Here is an 18,442-nt window from a genome sequence, read left to right as displayed (position 1 = left end):
CCTAACGTGAGTCAGCGTGCTGCCATTGAATTCCCCACGAGGATGAACAGGCCATTACGCGAGGTTGCACCGGTCTTTCGCAGGGCGTTGGAGATGTGGTTTTCCACTGTTCTCGCGCTGATCCCGAGATGTTCAGCAATTTCTACATTCGAGCGATGTCCCGCCAACGCGGCAACCTCAATTTCGCGTTCGGTCAGAGGTGTCGTCCTGAAAGTGTTGAAGGAGAGTTGCTCGTTGGTTGACGGAAACCTTGCTGCGAACATCGAGGATGCTTCGGCCATGGCCTCCGCCGCTGCTGTGTTCCCTTCCAGAACGTGACGTTTGAGGGCACCTCGAAGGAGCATGCCGATCTGATAGTTGTCGGCGTCCAACTCGTAGTGTTTCAGGAGGAGACCAAGCAGCTTGTGATCGCCTTCCACAACAGCGGTGGCAACGGCCATCATCTGATCGTGAGCCGTCACTCCGCTGTCCCGCAGGATCTTGCGCAGGAGATCCAGTACCGGCGCGCCGGGACATAGGCATGTGCAGAGCAGCGCCGTCATTGTTGCTTCCAGGATGTAGCCGCTTCTCATCTGGCGTTTGATGAGTTTCACGGCCAGCCGATCAAAAACCGACGGCTGGGTAGTCTCTGCGGCAACTAGCTCATGTGCACCCTTGCCGATACCGGGCAACGGTCCAACGTCAGGCACCTCACTCCGTGCTTGGGAGGCGATGGACAGCGACGGTGAGATGGCCGTGGTCGCATGCCGTAGGCCGGCGAGCCGCAGCATGGCGTCATAAAGGACGTCGACGACGAAGCCGGGACGGCCCATGGCAAACACACTGCTCATGAGGTACTCGGCTTCTTCGAAGTAGCCCCGATACAGCAGACCGAGCGCCGCCACGTAGCTACTTGCTACGACGCCGAATTGATCGAGGTTGCGGCGGGCCTCGGCACGCCAATCCAGTGCGAAGACCAAGGAGTCCTCGATCCTGCCTGCTGCAAAGAGCGCGAGGCCGTGAAGGAACGGACGCAGGTGCGGGAAGGTGTCGTCGTCCTCAGCCTTCTCAGTCAGGCTAAGGACCGCGCCCGGGCGAAACCGATACAGCTCAAGCAAGCTTTGGACGAGCCCTTCCAACCCCGGCGATGCAGCCTGCGAGGCTTCGGCAGAGGGCTCTGGCATGGGTGCGACCCGACCATGGGAGGCATTGATGAAGAGGACAGCGGCCTCGGCAGTAGAGGCTTGTTCCGGGTTGTGCTCGGCGAAGCCTTTGAGGATGTCCACAGCCGTACTCACGCCTTGCCCTGAGTAGATTGCAAGGAAAGCCTTTGTGATCGCGAGAAAGAGAATATCGTTGGGGTCGCCGTTGAGCGTGGACGTCTCCTGGCATACGCGGGTTGCCCTCATAACGTTCACCGGCGCTCCCCAGTAAACCCTGAGCAGTGCCGCAGCATTGGTCGCGGACTTGTTCGCTTGCCATCGCTCATAGCGCGTCCGTTCGCGGGCGGCACTGTGATCGTGAAAATGCCGGGCAGTTACGGCGTCATCGTTTCCCTTCTCGAGCCGCAAGGATGCCAACACCCGGGACAGGCAGTCGGCAGTGGTTGAATTGCCCTGCGTGGTTTGAGGCACCCCCTCAAGCGCGCCCGCGATCTTGTTCCGCAAGAGGTGCCGGTCTCTGAGCGTCTTTTGGCCCCGGAAATAGTCGGCAATTACGGGCGGGCTTATCGCCGCGATTGGTCCATTGTGGTGATCGTCCATGACTGACAGGAATCCCCGCCGTTCAAGGCCTTCCAATACGTCGGGCTGTACCACTTTTTGCAGAACGTCCACCCGGGCGGTGCCGAGGATTGCCATGGTGTGCAGGGCGGTGACTTCTTCCGGAGCCAGGTCCGCCAGCAACGCTTCGAGGGTGCCTCTCAGATGGTCGTTCCAGAGGGTGTCACCTGTCATCTGCCACTGACCACCACGCATAATCAGCAGCTCGCTTAACGCCGCGGTCTCCGTAATGCGGACGACTAGCCGAGGGTTGCCGCCGGACTTGGTCAGGATCCTGGCTGTTGTGTCTGCATCTGCAGCAGACCCCAGCACCTGCGTCACCAAGGTGTGTACCTGCTCAAAATGGAGGGGGTCCAGTTGCAGCAAAGCTTCGCGGCCACTGTTCATGACAGCCAGTTGACCTCTTGAGATCGGACCGCTGTCCGGAGCCGTGACGATCAGCGGGCAATCGGACCTGCGCCGAACGGATTCCAGGACCGCCAGTGATTCGTTGTCCAGCAGATGGATGTCGTCCACTATCAGGACGTGCTTTCCAGGCTTAGACAACTGGCTAGCCAGCGCATCGGCCATATCCATGACTCCGCTACGGCCGGGCCGAAGCTCCAAACCCAAACTCTTGATGGCTGCGTACGGAATTGAGCGATGGGTTCGAAGGCCGCTGATGAAGTGGATAGCCATTCCGGTCTTTTCCAAGTTGGCCACGACGTTCCGCACCACCGTGGTCCTGCCGCTTCCGGGTGCTCCAATAATCCGCACGCCTATGCCGCGGCCAACGAAATCGAGGATGCGCTGCACCTCAGAATCGAACACTCGATCCAACCTTCTGTTTCTGTGGATGACCGACATGCGGCTCACTTCGCAGGTTAGATCTCGGAAACGGGACTAGGTGGCAAAACAGCCTTGCACAGGCCGCTTAGCCCCCGTCTAGGTGGTGATTCCGGCAAAAATGAGTGCTCGCGCGGCTCGCCTAGGTGGTGAGCCTGCGTTGAATGAGCTGGCGGGAAGGAGTCGTTTGCAGTCTGTTCGTCCATGGGAGGCCCTCGGTTTCGTAGTTGATACCGATCACGCTACGGACGTTCGAAGGTGAGTTACAGGGATGTAATTAGCTATGTGGATATGTGTTCGAATGAGATTCTTAGGATAGGAACATACCTACTACAAGCGTGGGGACCGCGATCGGGCTGACGCTCTTGCCTGCCCAGATCGCAGCGGAAGCCATCGCCACATTGCTGCTGTGCAGGCACCCACCGTGATGCCGACTGCCACGGCCACGATCAGGTGCTCGGTCCGCCAGTCCTCAGGCGCATTGAGCGCCTGATATGACAACCACATACTGAAGGCCCAGGCGACGCCGGTCACTGCAGTCCATATGACCCCAACTTTGGCCGGCCACCGGGCGGCCCACCATTGCCCCAGGCCGAGTAGTAACCCTCCGAGACCCGCCATTAACGGCCACCCCACAGCGTCCGGAAGCATGTCTCCAAAAGTGTGCGCCACCAGCAAGGCCCCAGTGGTCCCAATGATCCACCGCCAGGCGCGTAATCCGGACCTCCTTAACAGCAGTGCCTGTAGACCACCAACTAAGAGCCCGGTGGCAACGCCGTTCACCAGCGCTCCGGCTGGGTTGGGGTTGAAGGAGTCACCGTTATTGGGCGGCAGGGCACCGGGGAAATGGAACACGACCCCGGACACCGCTACGCTCAGGGCCGTCGTGAGGAGCCATAGTAAAGGAAGGACCCATGGGGAGCGGGTTCCTGATGTTTCTTTGCCCATGCAGCACCCTCTTATCCAGGACAGGCTGGCAAACAGGCCCATCCCGACCCATCATTCTGCGGCTATGCAGTAATTATGGCGGCCGGCGAGCGAAGGGCAAGTGCCCACGGCTAATGCCCCACCTGGGCACAACAAAAAGCAGGGCCGGTCAATGACCGGCCCTGCTTTCTTGCTTATCCGAAGACTAGATAGCCTGGATGTTTACTGCCTGGGGACCCTTGGGGCCCTGCTCGACGTCGAAGGAAACCTTCTGGTTCTCTTCGAGGGAGCGGTAGCCCGAGGAGTTGATCGCAGAGTAGTGAGCGAAAACGTCCTGGCTGCCATCTTCAGGAGAGATGAAGCCGAAGCCCTTTTCGGAGTTGAACCATTTCACGGTACCTGTAGCCATTTTTTCAGTCCTTACTGAAGGTGGAGATTCTCCCGACTTTCGGGTCTCCGGTGTGGGGTGTTCTCCACCGTTACTTCAGAAGGTCGCGATCCAGATGGATTACGGGGACTGCCTGAACTACCAAATGCCAAACACAACAACACCGTCAAGTTTACATAGATCTGAGCAGATAGCTAGTGCGACGTCAGATTAATCAATCCGATGGCCGGATTACCCCCTTTGAGGAGGGCAATTAGCGGTCACGGGGTGACTGAAGCTCCCGGTGTCCATGGCGTGTCCGCGTGCGAGAGCCAAACCATTGCAGGATTCAGGGAGCGAATGAGCTGCTGACCTTCGGTGCGGGGGTTTTCGAGTTCGTCGAAAAAGACCGCTGTGTCACCGGCGATGACGGTAGGTGCTCCGTCTCCGTCAATGACCACGACCTGTGAGCCCCGAGTGTGTCCTGGTGTCTGAACGAGCCGAATTCCGGGAAGAAGTTCGAATTCGCTGTCGACAGTGACGTACTCCATCCCTGGTGGGTCGACCCATTCCGGGATGGTGTAATCGTCCTGGTTGCGGGCGTCGTCAAGTTCCTGACGCTGAACGTAGACGGGTTTGCCCGCGAAGAGGTGGTTACCACCGCAATGGTCAAAATGCAGGTGGGTGTTGACCACAATGTCGACGCTGTCGATGTCGAAGTCCTGCTCGTTCAGTGGATAAATACGTGGCTCCATGTCGGCCACCGCCGGATGAAGCTGAGTCATGCCGGTGTCCACCAGCACGCGCCCTTCGGGGTGGTCGATGACGTGCACATACACCGGCATTGCCTCGCCTTCGGCAAGCAATTCGGCGACACGAATGGCAGTAACACGGATTGCAGCGGGAGGATTCAATTCTTCACCTCAGTCCCACATCAAGGCCGTGATGTGTCCCGGAGGCAACAGATCCTTCTGCCCAGCGCGCGCCGGGATCTGTGGCCATGCTCCAGACTCCCATCGGTCGGCGCGTCCGTCGAGGAGGCAAACCCATTTGTTTGATTTCCGGACTGATTCTCATGTTCTGCGTACAGTGGGCATGGAGGTACAACCCAGGAGGACGAGCAATGCAGATGCCCAAGCCGTCGGATGCCGACAAGGAACGTTTCCGTTCAGTGCTGCCCGACCATCCCGACGTCGTGGTCAAACCCATGTTCGGCAACCTCGGCGCTTTCGTGAATGGCAACATGTTCGCCGGTCTGTTCGGCCCTACCATCGGCGTCCGACTTTCCGAGGCTGACAAGGCCGAGCTCGAGTCGGATCACGAAACTCAACCTTTCGGTCCCGAGGAACGCCCCATGGGCGGTTATGTCGGCCTGCCGGAAGCGTGGAACGACGACGCCGCGCAGGCCGAGCCTTGGGTGGCCAAGGCCTTTGACCATGTTGCAGGTCTGCCGCCGAAGGCACCCAAGGAAAAGCGGTCCAAGAACTAAGGCTTCCTGAGCTCGGCGAACCCTCGCCAAACCTGCCAATAAGTGCTGAGATCAAGCTATGCCCTCCATGAATGGACGAACAGCGCTCGTGACCGGGGCGACAGGCGGCCTGGGTAACGCCATCGCCACTGCACTTGCACGCGAAGGAGCGTCCGTCGTCGTGGTTGGACGTTCAGAAGCCCGGGCAGAGGATGCCATCCGTGATATCCGCGCCACAGAACCAGACGTGGTTCTCGAACCGCTCGCCTGCGACCTCTCAAGCCAGGCCTCAATCCGTTCGGCAGTGGACGAGTTCCTTTCGCGCCACGACAAGCTGGACGTCCTGGTCAACGCGGCTGGAGTATTCCGCAAGGAGCGTCACGTGACCCCGGACGGGCTTGAACTCACGTTCGCCACCAACGTGATGGGCTACTTCCTGCTGACGAATCTGCTCTTGGACGCGCTCAAGCGCGGCGTGGGCGCGGACGGGGCGCGGACTTCGCGGATCGTTAACATCGCTTCCAAGTATTCGGGAGGCCCTTCCACCACCAAGATCGACTTCGACGATCTGCAAACCGCCAAGGGCAATTACAGTTACCTGCGCTCCACTCCTCCAACAATGCTCGGGCGGGTCCTGTTGACGCAGGAATTCGCGGAGCGCCTCCGTGGATCCAACGTTGTGGTGAACGCCGTGCACCCGGGCCTCGTAAAGCACACCGCGCTATTGCAGGACGTCGGCGGACCTTTCCGCTGGATGACGAACACCTTCGGCGCGACTGCTGAGAAAGCTGCCGATACGCCAGTCTGGCTGGCCACCGCGCCGGAGACTGCCGCCGTGTCCGGGAAGCTCTGGGCGAAACGCAAGGAACTGCCGACGCCGGGCATGGGCTCTGATCCGGCCGCGCGGAAGCGGCTCTGGGAAGAGTGCACCCGCCTGTCCAAGATCTTGTGACTTTCCACCGGTGAAGAGCCCTCCCGCACTCGCATCTCCAGGCGTACAGTGCAGCCATGGAACCCATTCGAGTGGTCCTCCTTCCGGGCAGTGTCCTTCCTGCGGGGCCCGCCTATGGTGCGCTGCTCGAGGCCTTGGGCCCGGACGTCGACGCCGTGGCCAAGGACCTGGATCTTTATGAGGGCGACGAGCCGCCGTCGGACTGGACACTCGACACGGAGGTCGACGGCGTCCTGCGCGAGGCAGGCGCCAAAAACTGGGACACGTTTCACCTCGTGGGCTACTCGGGCGGCGGAGCCGCGGCCCTCGCCTTCGCTGCCAAGTATCCCGAGCGGCTGCTAAGCCTCACTCTCTTGGAACCCGCCTGGGCCGGTGACTGGGGCTGGAGTCAGGCCCACTCCCGCTTCTGGGACGAGCTGGGCACGCTCGAGCCGCTGCCTCCGGAGCAGTTCATGGCAGAGTTCATGAGGCTATCGGTGAGGCCCGACGTCGTCCTTCCGCCTCCGCCGGCGGGTGACCCGCCGCCGTGGATGGCCAAGCGGCCTGCCGGAATCAGGGCGTTCCTGAAGGATTTCCGGAGCTATCGTCTGGACCGCGAGCGCCTGGCTTCTTTTGAACGTCCCGTGCTGTATGTGCTGGGCGGCCTGAGCAACCCAGACCAGTACGGTGACATCGCCGATCGTCTGTCCACTGTTTTCCGGGACTACCGTGTGGAGGTGTTTGAGGAACGCCACCACTTCGATCCCCCACACCGGATTGAACCCGGGAGGCTCGCGGGCATGTTGCGCGAGCATTGGCAACGAGCCGAGGGCAGCAACAATGCCGACTAAACCAATAGACACGGTCATCATCGGCGCAGGCCAGGCGGGACTCGCGACGAGCTATTGGCTCACGCAGGCCGGCGTCGAGCACCGGATACTGGAGCGTCGGGATTCCCTGGGTGGCGCATTCCAGGATCGCTGGGACGGGTTCTACATGAACACGCCGAACTTCAGCCTGGACCTGCCCGGCATGCCCTACGCCGACAACGAGCCTGAGGCTTTCATTCCCCGCAACGCAGTGGTCAACCTCTTCAGGCGATACGCGGAGGTGATCAGCGCTCCCGTCCACACGGGCGTGGACGTAACGCGGCTGGCCACTTCGCCTGACGGCGGATTCAGCATTGAGTCGTCGCTCGGCCACATGAAAGCCCGCAAGGTGGTGCTGGCAACCGGCGCGTACCAGGTTCCCAAGATCCCGGCTTTGGCTAACAGCCTTTCCAAGGACATCGTCCACGTCCACACGCACGATTACCGCAATCCAAACCAGCTGCCCGACGGCGCAGTCCTCATCGTCGGGACCGGCCAGTCCGGCGGTCAGATCGCCGAAGAACTGCACGACGCCGGCCGCGAAGTCCACCTCGCCGTCTCCACCTGCCCCGAAGCACCCCGCCGATACCGCGGCCACGACCTCATCTACTGGATGCTCGAAACCGCCAAACACGGCCCCGGCTACGGCATCAACGCCCTCACCCGCGAGGCACTCCCCTCCCCCGCCGCCCGCTTCGCCTGCAACCCACTGCTCTCCGGCACCGACGGCGGCCACGACATCCACCTCCGCGAACTCGGCCGCCGGGGCATGCACCTGCACGGCCGTATGGAGAACATCGACGACGGCGACATCACCTTCAGCGACGACCTTCCCGAACGCCTCGCAATAGTCGAATCCAGCTTCCACCAGCGAATGCGGAAAGCCATCGACGCCTACATCGCAGCCGCGGGCATCGACGCAGAAGAGCAGCCTCCAAGACCAGAGGACGACTGGCTGCCCTCAGAGCCAGCGCGAGTAAACCTGGCCCAGGCCAACATCACGTCAGTCCTGTGGGCCACCGGATACAAACTCGATCTGTCCTTCATCGACATCCCAGTGCTGGACGAGTGGGGCTACCCAAAACACACGGCAGGCGTCACCGAACAGCCCGGCCTGTACGCCGTAGGGCTTCCTTGGCTGACTCGGCACTACTCATCGATCCTCGGCGGCGTGGGGCTGGACGCGGAGTACGTGGCGGGCAAGGTTGCTGAGTGAACAAATAGCCAACTACACCGGGCCCGCCGGAAAGAAGTAACCGACCTGCCCGCTGCTCTGTCGTTGCACGAGGGCCTTTGTGTTCAGCGCGCTAACGGCCTGAGTTGGACTGGGCAGCTCATGTTCCGGCCTTCGCAGGACGTTGGGTCAAACGACGCTGTGCAGTGAGATCCTGATCGCTCGTTGAGACGCGCCGATTTTCATTCCCGTCATACATGGGGAAACACGGTTGCAGTAATCCCCGCGTCATCGCGCATCTCATCGTGCGGGTCTTACGTACGTGATCCAAGCCAGCAACTGCACGGAAGCTGTCGGCGGTTTCACTAGCACGATGATCGACCGGCTGACGGGCGCAGTGGTGTTCAAATGGAAGAATTCGAGGATGACAAAGGCTGCTGCGACTATCCCTGGCCGACTTCGGCCCACCCTTGACGCCTTGGTGTCCGCGTGCAGGGACGACAAGAGGGTGCGCTCAGCGTGGCTCGAAGGCTCGATCGCGCAAGGTGTGGCCGACGACTGGAGCGACATTGACCTGCATCTGTTGGTCGAGGAGTCGGAAGCGTTCGACGCACAAGGCTGGTTGAGCGCGATCGTTCCGCTTGTTCTGGCCGACGCGATCCCCGGGGTGCCAGGAGCGTTGATATGCCTCACGCCCGACTGGATCCACATCGACCTCGTTCTCCACTCAACCACCGAGAATTTGCCGGATTGCCAGCGTGAGGTGCTTTTGGATCGGGCCGAGGAAAGGGTTGCGAGCACGGCCGGGACCCTGCCCGGTCCTGCCGATCCCTACTTCCCTGAACAGCAAGTTCGGATCTTCCTGTACTTCATGGGGACAGCCATCGCTGCCCATCACCGCGACGACCTGATAGCCCTGCTCCATATAACTACGATGATGCGAGATCGGCTCCTGATTCAGTTGATGCTTGCGGAAAACGGGGTAGAGGCAGAGGCTGGAGCCAAGAGGACTACGCGGCGTTTGAATGCCGAACAGATGGACTGTCTTCGTTCCCTGCCTTCCACCGCGGTCAGCGAGGCATCCTTGCTCCAGGCGCTGAAAGTGATCGCAGCCGAGTACCTAGGGAGGGCACATCGGCTGGCACGCAATTGCCACGCTGTGTGGCCAAATGAGCTCGAACTCGCGACCAAGCGCTTGTGGGCCCGCGAGCTCGGCTTCATCCTCTAGCGGCTAGCCGAGCGTTCTTCCTTAAGTTGAACCAGTCCCATCCTTCCGCTGCAGGCATGTCCCTGTGAGGGATCCACTTGCGGGCGGTTAGGGCAGTTCGTTCTCGACAGCTTCCGCCTGCAATCGGCGGCAACGTGCTCACGTCTGCTGAGTAGGACATCGTCAGTTGCGCGCGCCGTCTGGTCCAGTGGTCGAACCTAAATACATTTGAGCCATGACATTGCCTCTTGTCGGAGATGAAATTGTTCATCTCGATTCCGGTACCTTTATGTGGGTCCATTTGACGCGTTTCCTCATCGACCCGGACCAAGACGACCAATCTATTCTTGAGAGCCTGATCGAGAGCCCCGGGTACCAGCACGACTACGCCTCCCCCTTTCCCTCGGCGGCGGAAGTCCGCGCATGGGGAATCCATGGGCGGTGGAGGATTGATGCCATCCACCCGGATCTGTTCGAGCCATCGACGGCCGAAGCGGCGAAGACCGACATCGCCATCTGGGCCAATGACCAAGACTGGACGGACGCGAAATACTCCCAGCCCCACGATGTCATTCAAAGGCTGGAATCCATCGATTCACTCTTGGGCTCAGGCACTGTACTGAAGCTACGCAATCCCCCACGGGAAGCCCAACATGACTACGGCTTCGTCACCGGAAACCTAGGCTTCCACGAGTTCATCGTGATTGATCGCCTTCTTCGCACACTTCACGTCATCGTCGCATCAGATGACTGAACTACTCCGCCTCGTTGTCATCGTTCGCAGAGCCCGAACTTGGAGTCATCGATGGACTCCAGGCAGTGAGCGTTCACCTCTGCCAAAAGGGCCTAAGGACACGAAAAGCGCCTGACACACTGTTTATCCGACGCTACCAAGATTAAACCCAGGCAGCACGGTGAGGGATCCACGATCGCTACGCTGTCTACATGAACGGCACTCGACAAATCAGAAACATGCTCGTTGGCCAGACGATGCTGTCCACTCATTCCTCCGCCTACCTTCCCCTGCCATGATGAGGATCGGTGATCTTCTGCTCCCGGATTACGAGCTTCTCCGGCACACCCCGATGCCCGAGACGGACCCGCTGACGGAGGCAGGCGCGCTCCAAGAAGCGCAACTCCTCGGCGTTAAGTTCGACGTTCTGTCTGGCGTGGCGGGATTGTTGTTTGAGCTTCGGGTGGCCCTCCAATTGCGGGAGACGAACACCGGAGTCCTCATCGCCCATGGTGTCCGCGAGATGACGTGGTCCGGGCCCAGCCGGGACACTCCTTTGACGGCCTGGACTGTTGCGGGCTGCGAGCCGCAATCGATTGACGGACTCTTCGCGTTGCAGCTTGGAATGTGGCCCGCTCCAGGTGCCCAGTTGTCGCTGAAGGCCGAGAGCGCAGCCTTTTTTACTGGGGATGTGCTGGGACTGACGGAGGCACCGCCCAACTACGCAAATCATGACCGCGCGACCCTTGGCTCCGAGGTCGCCGACTGGGACTCATTCTTCGAGCCCATCAGCGCCGTCTTTTTCGACGGTGCATCGGCCGGTCGTGGTGGTCTTGGCAGCGAATGAGCCATTGTCCCGTTGAAGGATCGGCTTACGGGCGGGTGCTAGGGGTAGGGGCCTTGAGGGGCGACGCATGCAGGCCAGCGGTTTGGCCAGTTTCGCGGCCGGCTCAACGGTGGCGGGGGTGGTGCAGCGGGGTTAGAGGACAATGTTTTGATACCTTGGGTTCGCCGTGACGTTGCTGGCCCCAGAGTGGACCAGGGGCGGGAGCTGGCTAGCCTCGGTTGCCACCGGCGTTCGTCGGCGATAGCGCTTGGTGCTGCCCCTTTCCGGCGTATCCTGTTCCACCCCGTAGTGGGCGCGTCCGAAAGACGAGTACAGGCAAGTGTTGCCCGCGGGTGCGGCTGCATGCGAGCGTAAATGCACCAAAGCAAGGCCACATTTTGGATTGGGGGCAGCTCGTGGAGGAGCAGCACAGCGGGCAGCAAATGAGCGACTACACCCCGGGGCCGAAGGCCCCTTGGCAGCCTCCGTTGCCGCCCTACCCGCCCGAACCCATAGATGAGGCCCCGGCGAGGCCGCGGAGCCAGCGCAAGCCACGGCGGATCCTTGCGATAGTGCTGGCATCTCTCGCGCTGGTCGCCCTGGGAACGGCTGCTGGGACGACCGTCGGTTACAACAACGGGTACGGCACCGCCTCCTCCGAGGCGTCGGCCAGGCCGATTCCGACCGTGACGGCGACCGAGACCGTCACCCAGACCAAGACTGTGGCCCAGACTCCCTACCCATGTACTCAGGCCCTCCAGTATGCCGACCAAATCATGGACTTGGCTGTTCAGACCATCAACGCGCTCTCCGATACCAGCAAGGCGCTGAGCACCGGGGACACTGCGGGCATTGTGGCCGCCAATGCCCGCATGCAGTCACTCCAGACTAAGCTCAACGGGCTGGAGGGGCTCCAAACCAGCTATCTGGTAGCCAAGGCCCAGTGCCACTGACGATCCTTGAACGGGCACCCGGTTCTCCGAAGGTTGGGGGGACACGTGTCATATCGTCTCATCCTGGATCGGCCAGCTTCACGGCCATCTATTTCACAGTTGGTTGGGAAGTTGTCGGTACTTATAGGTGACTAAGGATGGTCGAGATATAGGCAATCACGCACGAGTACCCGGCCATGTAGGTAAGTGTGTAGGGCCATCTCGTCTTCCGCTGTTGATCGTGGGGTTGTCCGCGGCGCCCGCTATTGCTGGCAAATGCCATTCTCAAATCTGGAGCCCGCACGCGATAGAGGAACACGGAACCGAGAAGCAGCGCCGATGCAATGAATCCCAGCGCCGGTGTCCCAGAAAACTCGGTCGTCATGATTAACGCTATTCCCACCAGGGCGACTGCTACGTTGCCAAACACATTAATGACGCCAAGAAGCCTGTCCATAGGTGATCCCGGCCTCAAGGAGGGGAAACGGTATCTTCCCCAGTAGGCACCAGTTAAACCGAACAGAGCCACGAAAGTGAATATCAGGATCTTGTTCACTTGCAGTCGTTTCTCCTGTAGTTGTAAGCATCATTTATCTGGCCGGCTATAGGTAGTCGAAGTACCTGATCCACCAGCTCGGCTTGCTTGACAGGAACACCCAAGCGGTCACGCGGCCGTCGTAGGGCTCCCAAAGCGGCGCTTCCGCAACGAGGGTGTAGTCTCCCTCGTCGAGGCACTCATAGATGCGTGTGAGGTCACTCTCGTGAACAAGCGCGTCGAACTCCTCTTGGTCATAAGCCCCCGGGTTCTCAAGCGCCAGGACGGCGAGATTGCCGAAGTTCGAGACCCGGACGACCAGGTTCCCTCCGGTAGCCGTTGCGTCGGCAGGAACGGTGACCTCGGCGTGATACGAGGCGTCCTCGATACTCCGATCCGTCTCACACGTGGTCTGAAAAGCGGTGTTGAGCCGTGCGACGAGGCAGTCGAACTGTCGGCGCGCGGCATTCCAGTCGAATCCTTGCGGCGCCTCCAGGTGCGCTGGATCGTCCAACTTGTACAGCAGAGCCCAGAGTTCCACGCCGTCGATCCGCACCCCGCCAGCCTAGCTCGTGTCCCACTCGGAACCCCATAAGGTGCAAGTCGCGCGTACAAGGATTACCCAACTCGCCGCCAGCCGAAAGTTACTGGAGAGGCTCGCCGAAGTTGTAGAGTCGGGTTCAGCACAGCCGGCTCCCCATAAATGCGGGTGTCCGGCAACGGATGCTTCACCGCACATCTGCTTTCTCAATGCTTGAGTGTGATGTCTGGAGCTGGGTTGTTGGTTTGTACCAAGCGCCCACGTCCATAAGGGTAGAGTTGCCCAATTCGGTTCGAAATATGATGACCCAGTGGAAACAATATGCGGGTACTCACCCCTTCTCGGAAGAAGAACAGGCCGGGTAGCGTGTTCGCACTGCTCATGCCCGATGGATTGTTCTCCTTTGGACGCCTCGTTAACGCGGATGCGAATGCAGGATTTCGGCCAGGTGCGCAGCACGTTGCGATGGGAACCCCTCGGCAACTTTCCTCAGCGGCAAGCCATTAGTCACGGTGCGTCGGGTGAGTTGTAGACGCTTCGGATGAACGAAACGCGTCACCGAGGGAGAAGATCGTCTTAGTCGCCCGATCATCCCCCGGTGTCACACTAATTTGCGCTTCATGCGGATTATGAGAAGCAGGCGGTCACTTCAATCCCACCTGATCGGCGGCGTACTCGGCCTGCGGCGCAGTAAATTGGTTGCCGGCCGGGCTAGTTAGCTGGGCGATCAGGCTCTGGCGGGAGAAACCCAGGCCTGAGGACATGTAGCCCTTCGCCGCTTTGACGGCTTCTGCGTTCCAATCCGCGCCCGAGTTGGCGACAGCGTACTCGGCCTGCGGTTGGGTGAACTGGTTGCCAGCACTAGAAGTGAGCTGCTTGGTAAGCGAAGCCTCCGAGAAGCCAATGCCCGAAGCCAGATAGCCTTTCGCCGCCTTGACGGCCTCCGCGTTCCAGTCCGCACCGGAGTTATCAACAGCCCACTGGGCGTCGGCCTGCGGGAACCCGTTACCTGCACTAGAAGTGAGCTGCTTGGTAAGCGAAGCCTCTGAAAAGCCAATGCCTGATGCCAGGTAGCCCTTTGCTGCGGCCAGGGCCTGCATCTGGGCTGCGGTTCCGCTAGGTCCGCTCGACGTAACGGCGGGCGCGGGAGCTGCAGCGGGCGCCGAGGAACTACCCGTTGGGGATGCGGCAGGCGCTGGCGAACTCGACGACCTGCTGCTGTAGACGTTTACGAAGATGATGCCGAGGATCAGCGCAAGTGCACCGAGAATCACGCCGGCGCGCGCGGCACGCGCTTTCCGCAGCAACCCGATGATGCCTAGGACCAGTGCGACAACACCGAGGAAGATCCCAAACCCTGCCGCTGGCGTAAACGCGAAGATGATGCCGATGACGCCCAAGGCCCGCGCCCAGGTACCTAGCCCAGCTTTCCGTTTCTCCTTCTTCGGCTTTGTCCCAGGAGCCGCGGGCCCCTCAGGTGGCACAGGCGCGGCTGGATTCGTTCGTCCATCTGGGGGCGTGGTGTCGGACATCGGTGGGACTCCTGAACTTCGTTTGCGACTTCACAACCGGGCTATTAGTACCAGTACCGTCTTCCGGCAAGAGGGCGTCCGATTGCACCGAGCAGGAAAAGCACCAGGCCGATAACAGCCAGAATCCACCCAATAGTTATCAGGATTCCAATGTTAAAAATATAACCAAGGATTAGTAGAACAACTCCGAGTGAAAGCACTTCAGTCCTTACCTTGCCAAATATTCGGACCGACCCTAAACTGCAAGACGGTTCCTTGCGCTCGTCCCATTCGTACCACACCGGGTTGTCGAGTGGAATAGGAACCTTACTGACTCGCCAACCAGCAGGTCGCCCTTTAGCGCAACAAGAAGACCGCCAGGAGGACTGTTCCGGTTCTAAGGTTCTCTCGGGGTCCGACGGTACTCCGGGATGGGCTGCCTTCGTTTGTGCATGACAGGCGTCGGTGGCATTGAAAACACCACCCTTTATGATGACACGGAATGCCGGTCCAGATAGCCGTAAAGGCTCTGCACACAAAGGGGTCCCTGACGCTTTTACCCTGGTAACCGCCGGGGGTTTCTTTGCCCGGTAAACAAGTGCTCGATACTCAACGACCGCAGCCTCCCGAGCCCGCCGTCGACGCTCGAAGTCCTAAGCACGATGAGGGATCGTCTTACGTGCGCCTGGTGCTATACCGAGCGATCACGAAACTCAATAGGTGGGATCAAGTCACAACTTGGGGAAGTGTCCCCGCTTGGAATGGCCTGGTTCGAAGGAATGGGGACACCACCAGCATCGATTGTGGGGGCGGCAAATCTGCGGACCTATCGGTGGGGACCAATAATACGAGGCGGGATACTGCCCGCTACACGCACTGCGGGCGATACGTTGGATCTGCGGGGCCGCTCTGGAGGAGCGCGTTGGAGACGAGGGACCACACGTTCGGATCGTTAGGAGATTGATCGTGTTCGAAAGTGTCGAGAGGACAGTAGTCCTGAAGCACAAGGTTGGATACTTGCTTCACCGGCCCAACGAGAGCTTGGCTCGTGTAAGGGGTAACGATCTCGTCGTAACGTGTCGAGATGACGGTGTAGGACGGGCCGGGTACGGTGTCGCCGATCGAGTTGAGCTCGGCCATGAACGCCGACCCGGCATACTGGTCCGCGCAGGCCTGGCATAGGGTGCTGGTTGCGGTCGTGTCGAGAATCATCCCCGCGGGCGACGGCGCGATGAGGCCTTGAGTGCCATGGTTCGACGGCGCAATGCCGACGAGGTGGTGCACATACTTGGCGCCGCCGAGGAAGCCGATGTAGTACCGCGGCATCATCCCGCCTTGGCTGTGCCCGACCAGATCGACCTTCTTCGCACCCGTCGCGCCGAGAACTGATTTCACGAACGTCGCAAGCTCAGCTGCGGACTTCCGAATTGCCCCGCTGGCGGGGAGATCGTTGGCCACCCCGTAGTTGAGCGCGAAGACGCAGTACCCCTGGTCCTTGAGCACTGGTGAAAGCAGCGCCCAGTTCTTGTACATTGTCTCGAACGTCCCCGGGACGAGGACCACAGGATATGGATGAACGCTCGACGGCTTGCACGTCCAGTCATTGGCTCCGGGCGGGTCTGGCGAGATCGAGTCGGCCTGAGCCGCGGGTGCGGCGAAGAGTCCAATCGTGAGCGCCGCAGCGGCGAGGACGGCGGTTAGTCGAAATCGGCGCATGGCCTGCCTTTCTCTTGGCCGCGAACCCCTATGTCCACGGCATCCTTAGTTACTTTGCAGTAACTTACCTGCGGGTTGCAATAGCGTGCCAAGATTTTGAGAAAACGTGCACCCCTCACGCGTGGCCTGCCGCCTAGTAAGCCGATCTTCACTGGGCGGCGCAGCAATCAGCAGCGGACCAGTGTCCAGTAGAAGTCATTAGCGCCGGCCTCGGCGCACCAAGATCAAGGAAGCGAAGGCCATTGCATAGGCTGCCAGGATGCCTCCCAGCATCGTGATGGTCCAAAGGCGAGCCCAGCTCTCCTCGTGGGTGGGCGCATGAGCGGAGCCTTAATCGATTTCGGTCATATCTCCCGCCCCAGGCCTCCCCTCAACCCGAGCATAGCGCTGCATCAACGCACCCTTTGGCGAGGCGACCACCGGCTCAATAAGTTGAAGGCTCGTCGGGACCACCCCACCGGCGAACACCTTCTTCCCACGGCCCAGAAGGATCGGATACACCCACAGATTCAGCCGGTCGAACAGCCGCTCAGCGAACAGGGTCTGCACAAAATCCAGGCTGCCGATCACGTGAATGTTCTCGTGCTTGCCACGCAGCTCACGCAAGGAAGCCACCACATCTGGACCCAGCTGCGAGGAGCTATCCCACTCGAGATCCAACGGCTGGCGCGAGGCCACGTACTTCGGAATCCGGTTGAACAACCGCGCGATTCCACTGTCCTGGTGAGGCCAATACGAAGCGAAGATGTCGTAGGTCCGGCGCCCGAGCAGCAGCGCGTCCATCCCCACCATCCCCGATTCGACCTGCTCGCCAACCACATCGTCAAACAGAGGCGCCTGCCAGCCACCAAACTCGAAACCACCCTCCGGATCTTCCTCAGGACCGCCGGGCGCCTGCGCGACGCCGTCCAGCGTAGTGAACAGGTCAATATGGATCAGTCCCATGTCGGGTTCCTTCCCTGCTGCCCGTCGTCACCCCGGCGACAGGATCAAGTCGAGGCTTCCACGGGTGGGGCTGCAGGGCAATGGGTAACCGTAGAAGGTCGTCGACGGCGGCAGCGCCTTAGGCTGGCTAAGCGCCGTCGCTCATCTTCTCCGCGTCCTGCCGTCTCTCAAGAATTGCCAAGCAACCGTCGCTAGGACCGCGATGAGCACGAGAAGTGCAATGCATCAGAACTCGTCGATCACTTTAGTGGTTTGTAGACCCACACCCCCAACAGCAGGACGGTGGCAGCAATGTGCAAAACGCGGACCTTACAAGCAGTAGTCATTTCAAAATCGGCCCCCTACGATGCCGTCCAAGAAGCCTAACGCCTCGTGTCCCAGTGGTGCCTACGGTCCGGAGACTGCGGCACCAGTGACGTGCAAGTGCGTGCCACGGTCGGCAAACTCCCGAAGGGAGCGCGGCCCCGAGTATGGCGTCAACGCCCTCACCACCCAGGTTCTCCCCTCCCCCGCGCTGCGCTTTGCTCCCAACCCGCTGCTCTCCGGCATCGACGGCGACATCACGGTCGGAGACGACCTCCCCGAACGTCTCGCGGCAGTGGAGTCCAGCGTTAAGGCAAGGCAAATGACGCGTACATTGCGGCCCCGGGTATTGATGCCGAGGAGCAGCCTCCACGGGCGGCGGATGATTGGCTGCCATCGGAGGGGGCGCAGCTAAACCTGGCCAGCTCCGGCATCACGACCGTCCTTTAGGCGACCGGGTACAAACTCGACTTCAGATTCATCGATATGCCGGTGGTGGACGAATGGGGCTACCCCAAGCATTCCGGTGGTGTAAAGGAGCAAGCTGGACTGTGCGTACTGGGGCTGCCGTGGCTGACCCGGCATTATTCCCCGATTGTTGGTGGGGTGGGCTGGATGCGGACTATTTTGCCGCCCAAATTGCCGGTGGCTAACGGCAGGGAGGACGCTCTTCGGGACGGGCTACGGGTCTTTATCGCTTCGGGACGCCACCTGTCTGCAAGAATGCGAGGTCCAGTACCGGGGTGACCCGGACACCCACGGCTTCCGGATTCTGGATCAGCTGCGGGCCGTGCATCCGCAGGTGTCGAGTGCGCTGATGGATGAGGCGACGCTGTTGGAACACCGGATGCTTGGGGCGTGAAAGGTGCACC

The 18,442-nt window shown here is 60.5% G+C and carries 17 protein-coding genes; 9 read left to right on the top strand and 8 right to left on the bottom strand.

What is annotated here, in order from left to right:
- Positions 1-11: 11 nt before the first annotated feature.
- The 3 genes from LDN90_RS05610 to LDN90_RS05600 form a co-directional block, all read right to left on the bottom strand.
- Entirely contained in the window at positions 12-2,570 is a 2,559-nt protein-coding gene (locus LDN90_RS05610) for a LuxR C-terminal-related transcriptional regulator (protein WP_223948287.1), read from the bottom strand.
- A 1,147-nt stretch (positions 2,571-3,717) separates the two neighbouring features.
- Positions 3,718-3,921, bottom strand: a complete 204-nt coding sequence (locus LDN90_RS05605) for a cold-shock protein (protein WP_011773907.1) — start codon at positions 3,919-3,921, stop codon at positions 3,718-3,720.
- Positions 3,922-4,160: 239 nt separating this feature from the next.
- Positions 4,161-4,793, bottom strand: coding sequence for an MBL fold metallo-hydrolase (locus LDN90_RS05600; RefSeq protein WP_223948286.1), 633 nt, complete (start codon positions 4,791-4,793; stop codon positions 4,161-4,163).
- A gap of 209 nt (positions 4,794-5,002) precedes the next feature.
- On the opposite strand from LDN90_RS05600, the gene LDN90_RS05595 reads away from it, so the two are divergent.
- The 8 genes from LDN90_RS05595 (at position 5,003) to LDN90_RS05560 (ending at position 12,040) form a co-directional block, all read left to right on the top strand.
- The gene (locus LDN90_RS05595) at positions 5,003-5,368 is read left to right on the top strand and encodes a TfoX/Sxy family protein (protein WP_216924809.1); all 366 of its coding nucleotides are present in this window, start codon (positions 5,003-5,005) and stop codon (positions 5,366-5,368) included.
- 67 nt (positions 5,369-5,435) lie between these two features.
- A complete protein-coding gene (locus LDN90_RS05590) occupies positions 5,436-6,299 on the top strand; it encodes an SDR family NAD(P)-dependent oxidoreductase (RefSeq protein ID WP_223948285.1) in 864 nt (287 codons plus the stop codon).
- A 56-nt stretch (positions 6,300-6,355) separates the two neighbouring features.
- A complete protein-coding gene (locus tag LDN90_RS05585; protein WP_223948284.1) occupies positions 6,356-7,129 on the top strand; it encodes an alpha/beta hydrolase in 774 nt (257 codons plus the stop codon).
- Positions 7,119-8,363, top strand: coding sequence for an NAD(P)/FAD-dependent oxidoreductase (locus tag LDN90_RS05580; RefSeq protein ID WP_223948283.1), 1,245 nt, complete (start codon positions 7,119-7,121; stop codon positions 8,361-8,363). Before LDN90_RS05585 ends, LDN90_RS05580 begins: the two co-directional genes overlap by 11 nt.
- A 382-nt stretch (positions 8,364-8,745) precedes the next feature.
- Positions 8,746-9,549 (top strand): nucleotidyltransferase domain-containing protein, encoded by an 804-nt coding sequence (locus tag LDN90_RS05575; RefSeq protein ID WP_223948282.1) that lies wholly within the window; start codon positions 8,746-8,748, stop codon positions 9,547-9,549.
- 214 nt (positions 9,550-9,763) lie between these two features.
- The gene (locus tag LDN90_RS05570; RefSeq protein ID WP_223948281.1) at positions 9,764-10,282 is read left to right on the top strand and encodes a hypothetical protein; all 519 of its coding nucleotides are present in this window, start codon (positions 9,764-9,766) and stop codon (positions 10,280-10,282) included.
- Positions 10,283-10,556: 274 nt separating this feature from the next.
- Complete coding sequence (locus LDN90_RS05565; RefSeq protein ID WP_223948280.1) at positions 10,557-11,108, top strand: hypothetical protein; 552 nt, start codon at positions 10,557-10,559, stop codon at positions 11,106-11,108.
- 377 nt (positions 11,109-11,485) lie between these two features.
- Positions 11,486-12,040, top strand: coding sequence for a hypothetical protein (locus tag LDN90_RS05560; protein ID WP_223948279.1), 555 nt, complete (start codon positions 11,486-11,488; stop codon positions 12,038-12,040).
- Between the two features lie 121 nt (positions 12,041-12,161).
- Here LDN90_RS05560 and LDN90_RS05555 read toward each other — a convergent pair whose 3' ends face one another.
- The 5 genes from LDN90_RS05555 to LDN90_RS05535 form a co-directional block, all read right to left on the bottom strand.
- The gene (locus LDN90_RS05555) at positions 12,162-12,575 is read right to left on the bottom strand and encodes a hypothetical protein (protein WP_223948278.1); all 414 of its coding nucleotides are present in this window, start codon (positions 12,573-12,575) and stop codon (positions 12,162-12,164) included.
- A gap of 46 nt (positions 12,576-12,621) precedes the next feature.
- Positions 12,622-13,095, bottom strand: coding sequence for a hypothetical protein (locus tag LDN90_RS05550; protein WP_223948277.1), 474 nt, complete (start codon positions 13,093-13,095; stop codon positions 12,622-12,624).
- 644 nt (positions 13,096-13,739) lie between these two features.
- Entirely contained in the window at positions 13,740-14,627 is an 888-nt protein-coding gene (locus LDN90_RS05545; protein WP_223948276.1) for an Ltp family lipoprotein, read from the bottom strand.
- Positions 14,628-15,473: 846 nt separating this feature from the next.
- A complete protein-coding gene (locus tag LDN90_RS05540) occupies positions 15,474-16,322 on the bottom strand; it encodes an alpha/beta fold hydrolase (RefSeq protein WP_223948275.1) in 849 nt (282 codons plus the stop codon).
- A 330-nt stretch (positions 16,323-16,652) separates the two neighbouring features.
- Entirely contained in the window at positions 16,653-17,267 is a 615-nt protein-coding gene (locus LDN90_RS05535) for a dihydrofolate reductase family protein (protein ID WP_223948274.1), read from the bottom strand.
- Positions 17,268-17,694: 427 nt separating this feature from the next.
- Between LDN90_RS05535 and LDN90_RS05530 the strand changes: the two genes are divergently transcribed.
- Positions 17,695-17,985 (top strand): hypothetical protein, encoded by a 291-nt coding sequence (locus LDN90_RS05530; RefSeq protein ID WP_223948273.1) that lies wholly within the window; start codon positions 17,695-17,697, stop codon positions 17,983-17,985.
- The last annotated feature ends 457 nt before the right edge of the window (positions 17,986-18,442 follow it).

This window comes from Arthrobacter sp. NtRootA1, from assembly GCF_019976975.1.
Classification (GTDB): Bacteria; Actinomycetota; Actinomycetes; order Actinomycetales; family Micrococcaceae; genus Arthrobacter; species Arthrobacter aromaticivorans.
This window is presented reverse-complemented; position numbering and strand designations above follow the sequence as displayed.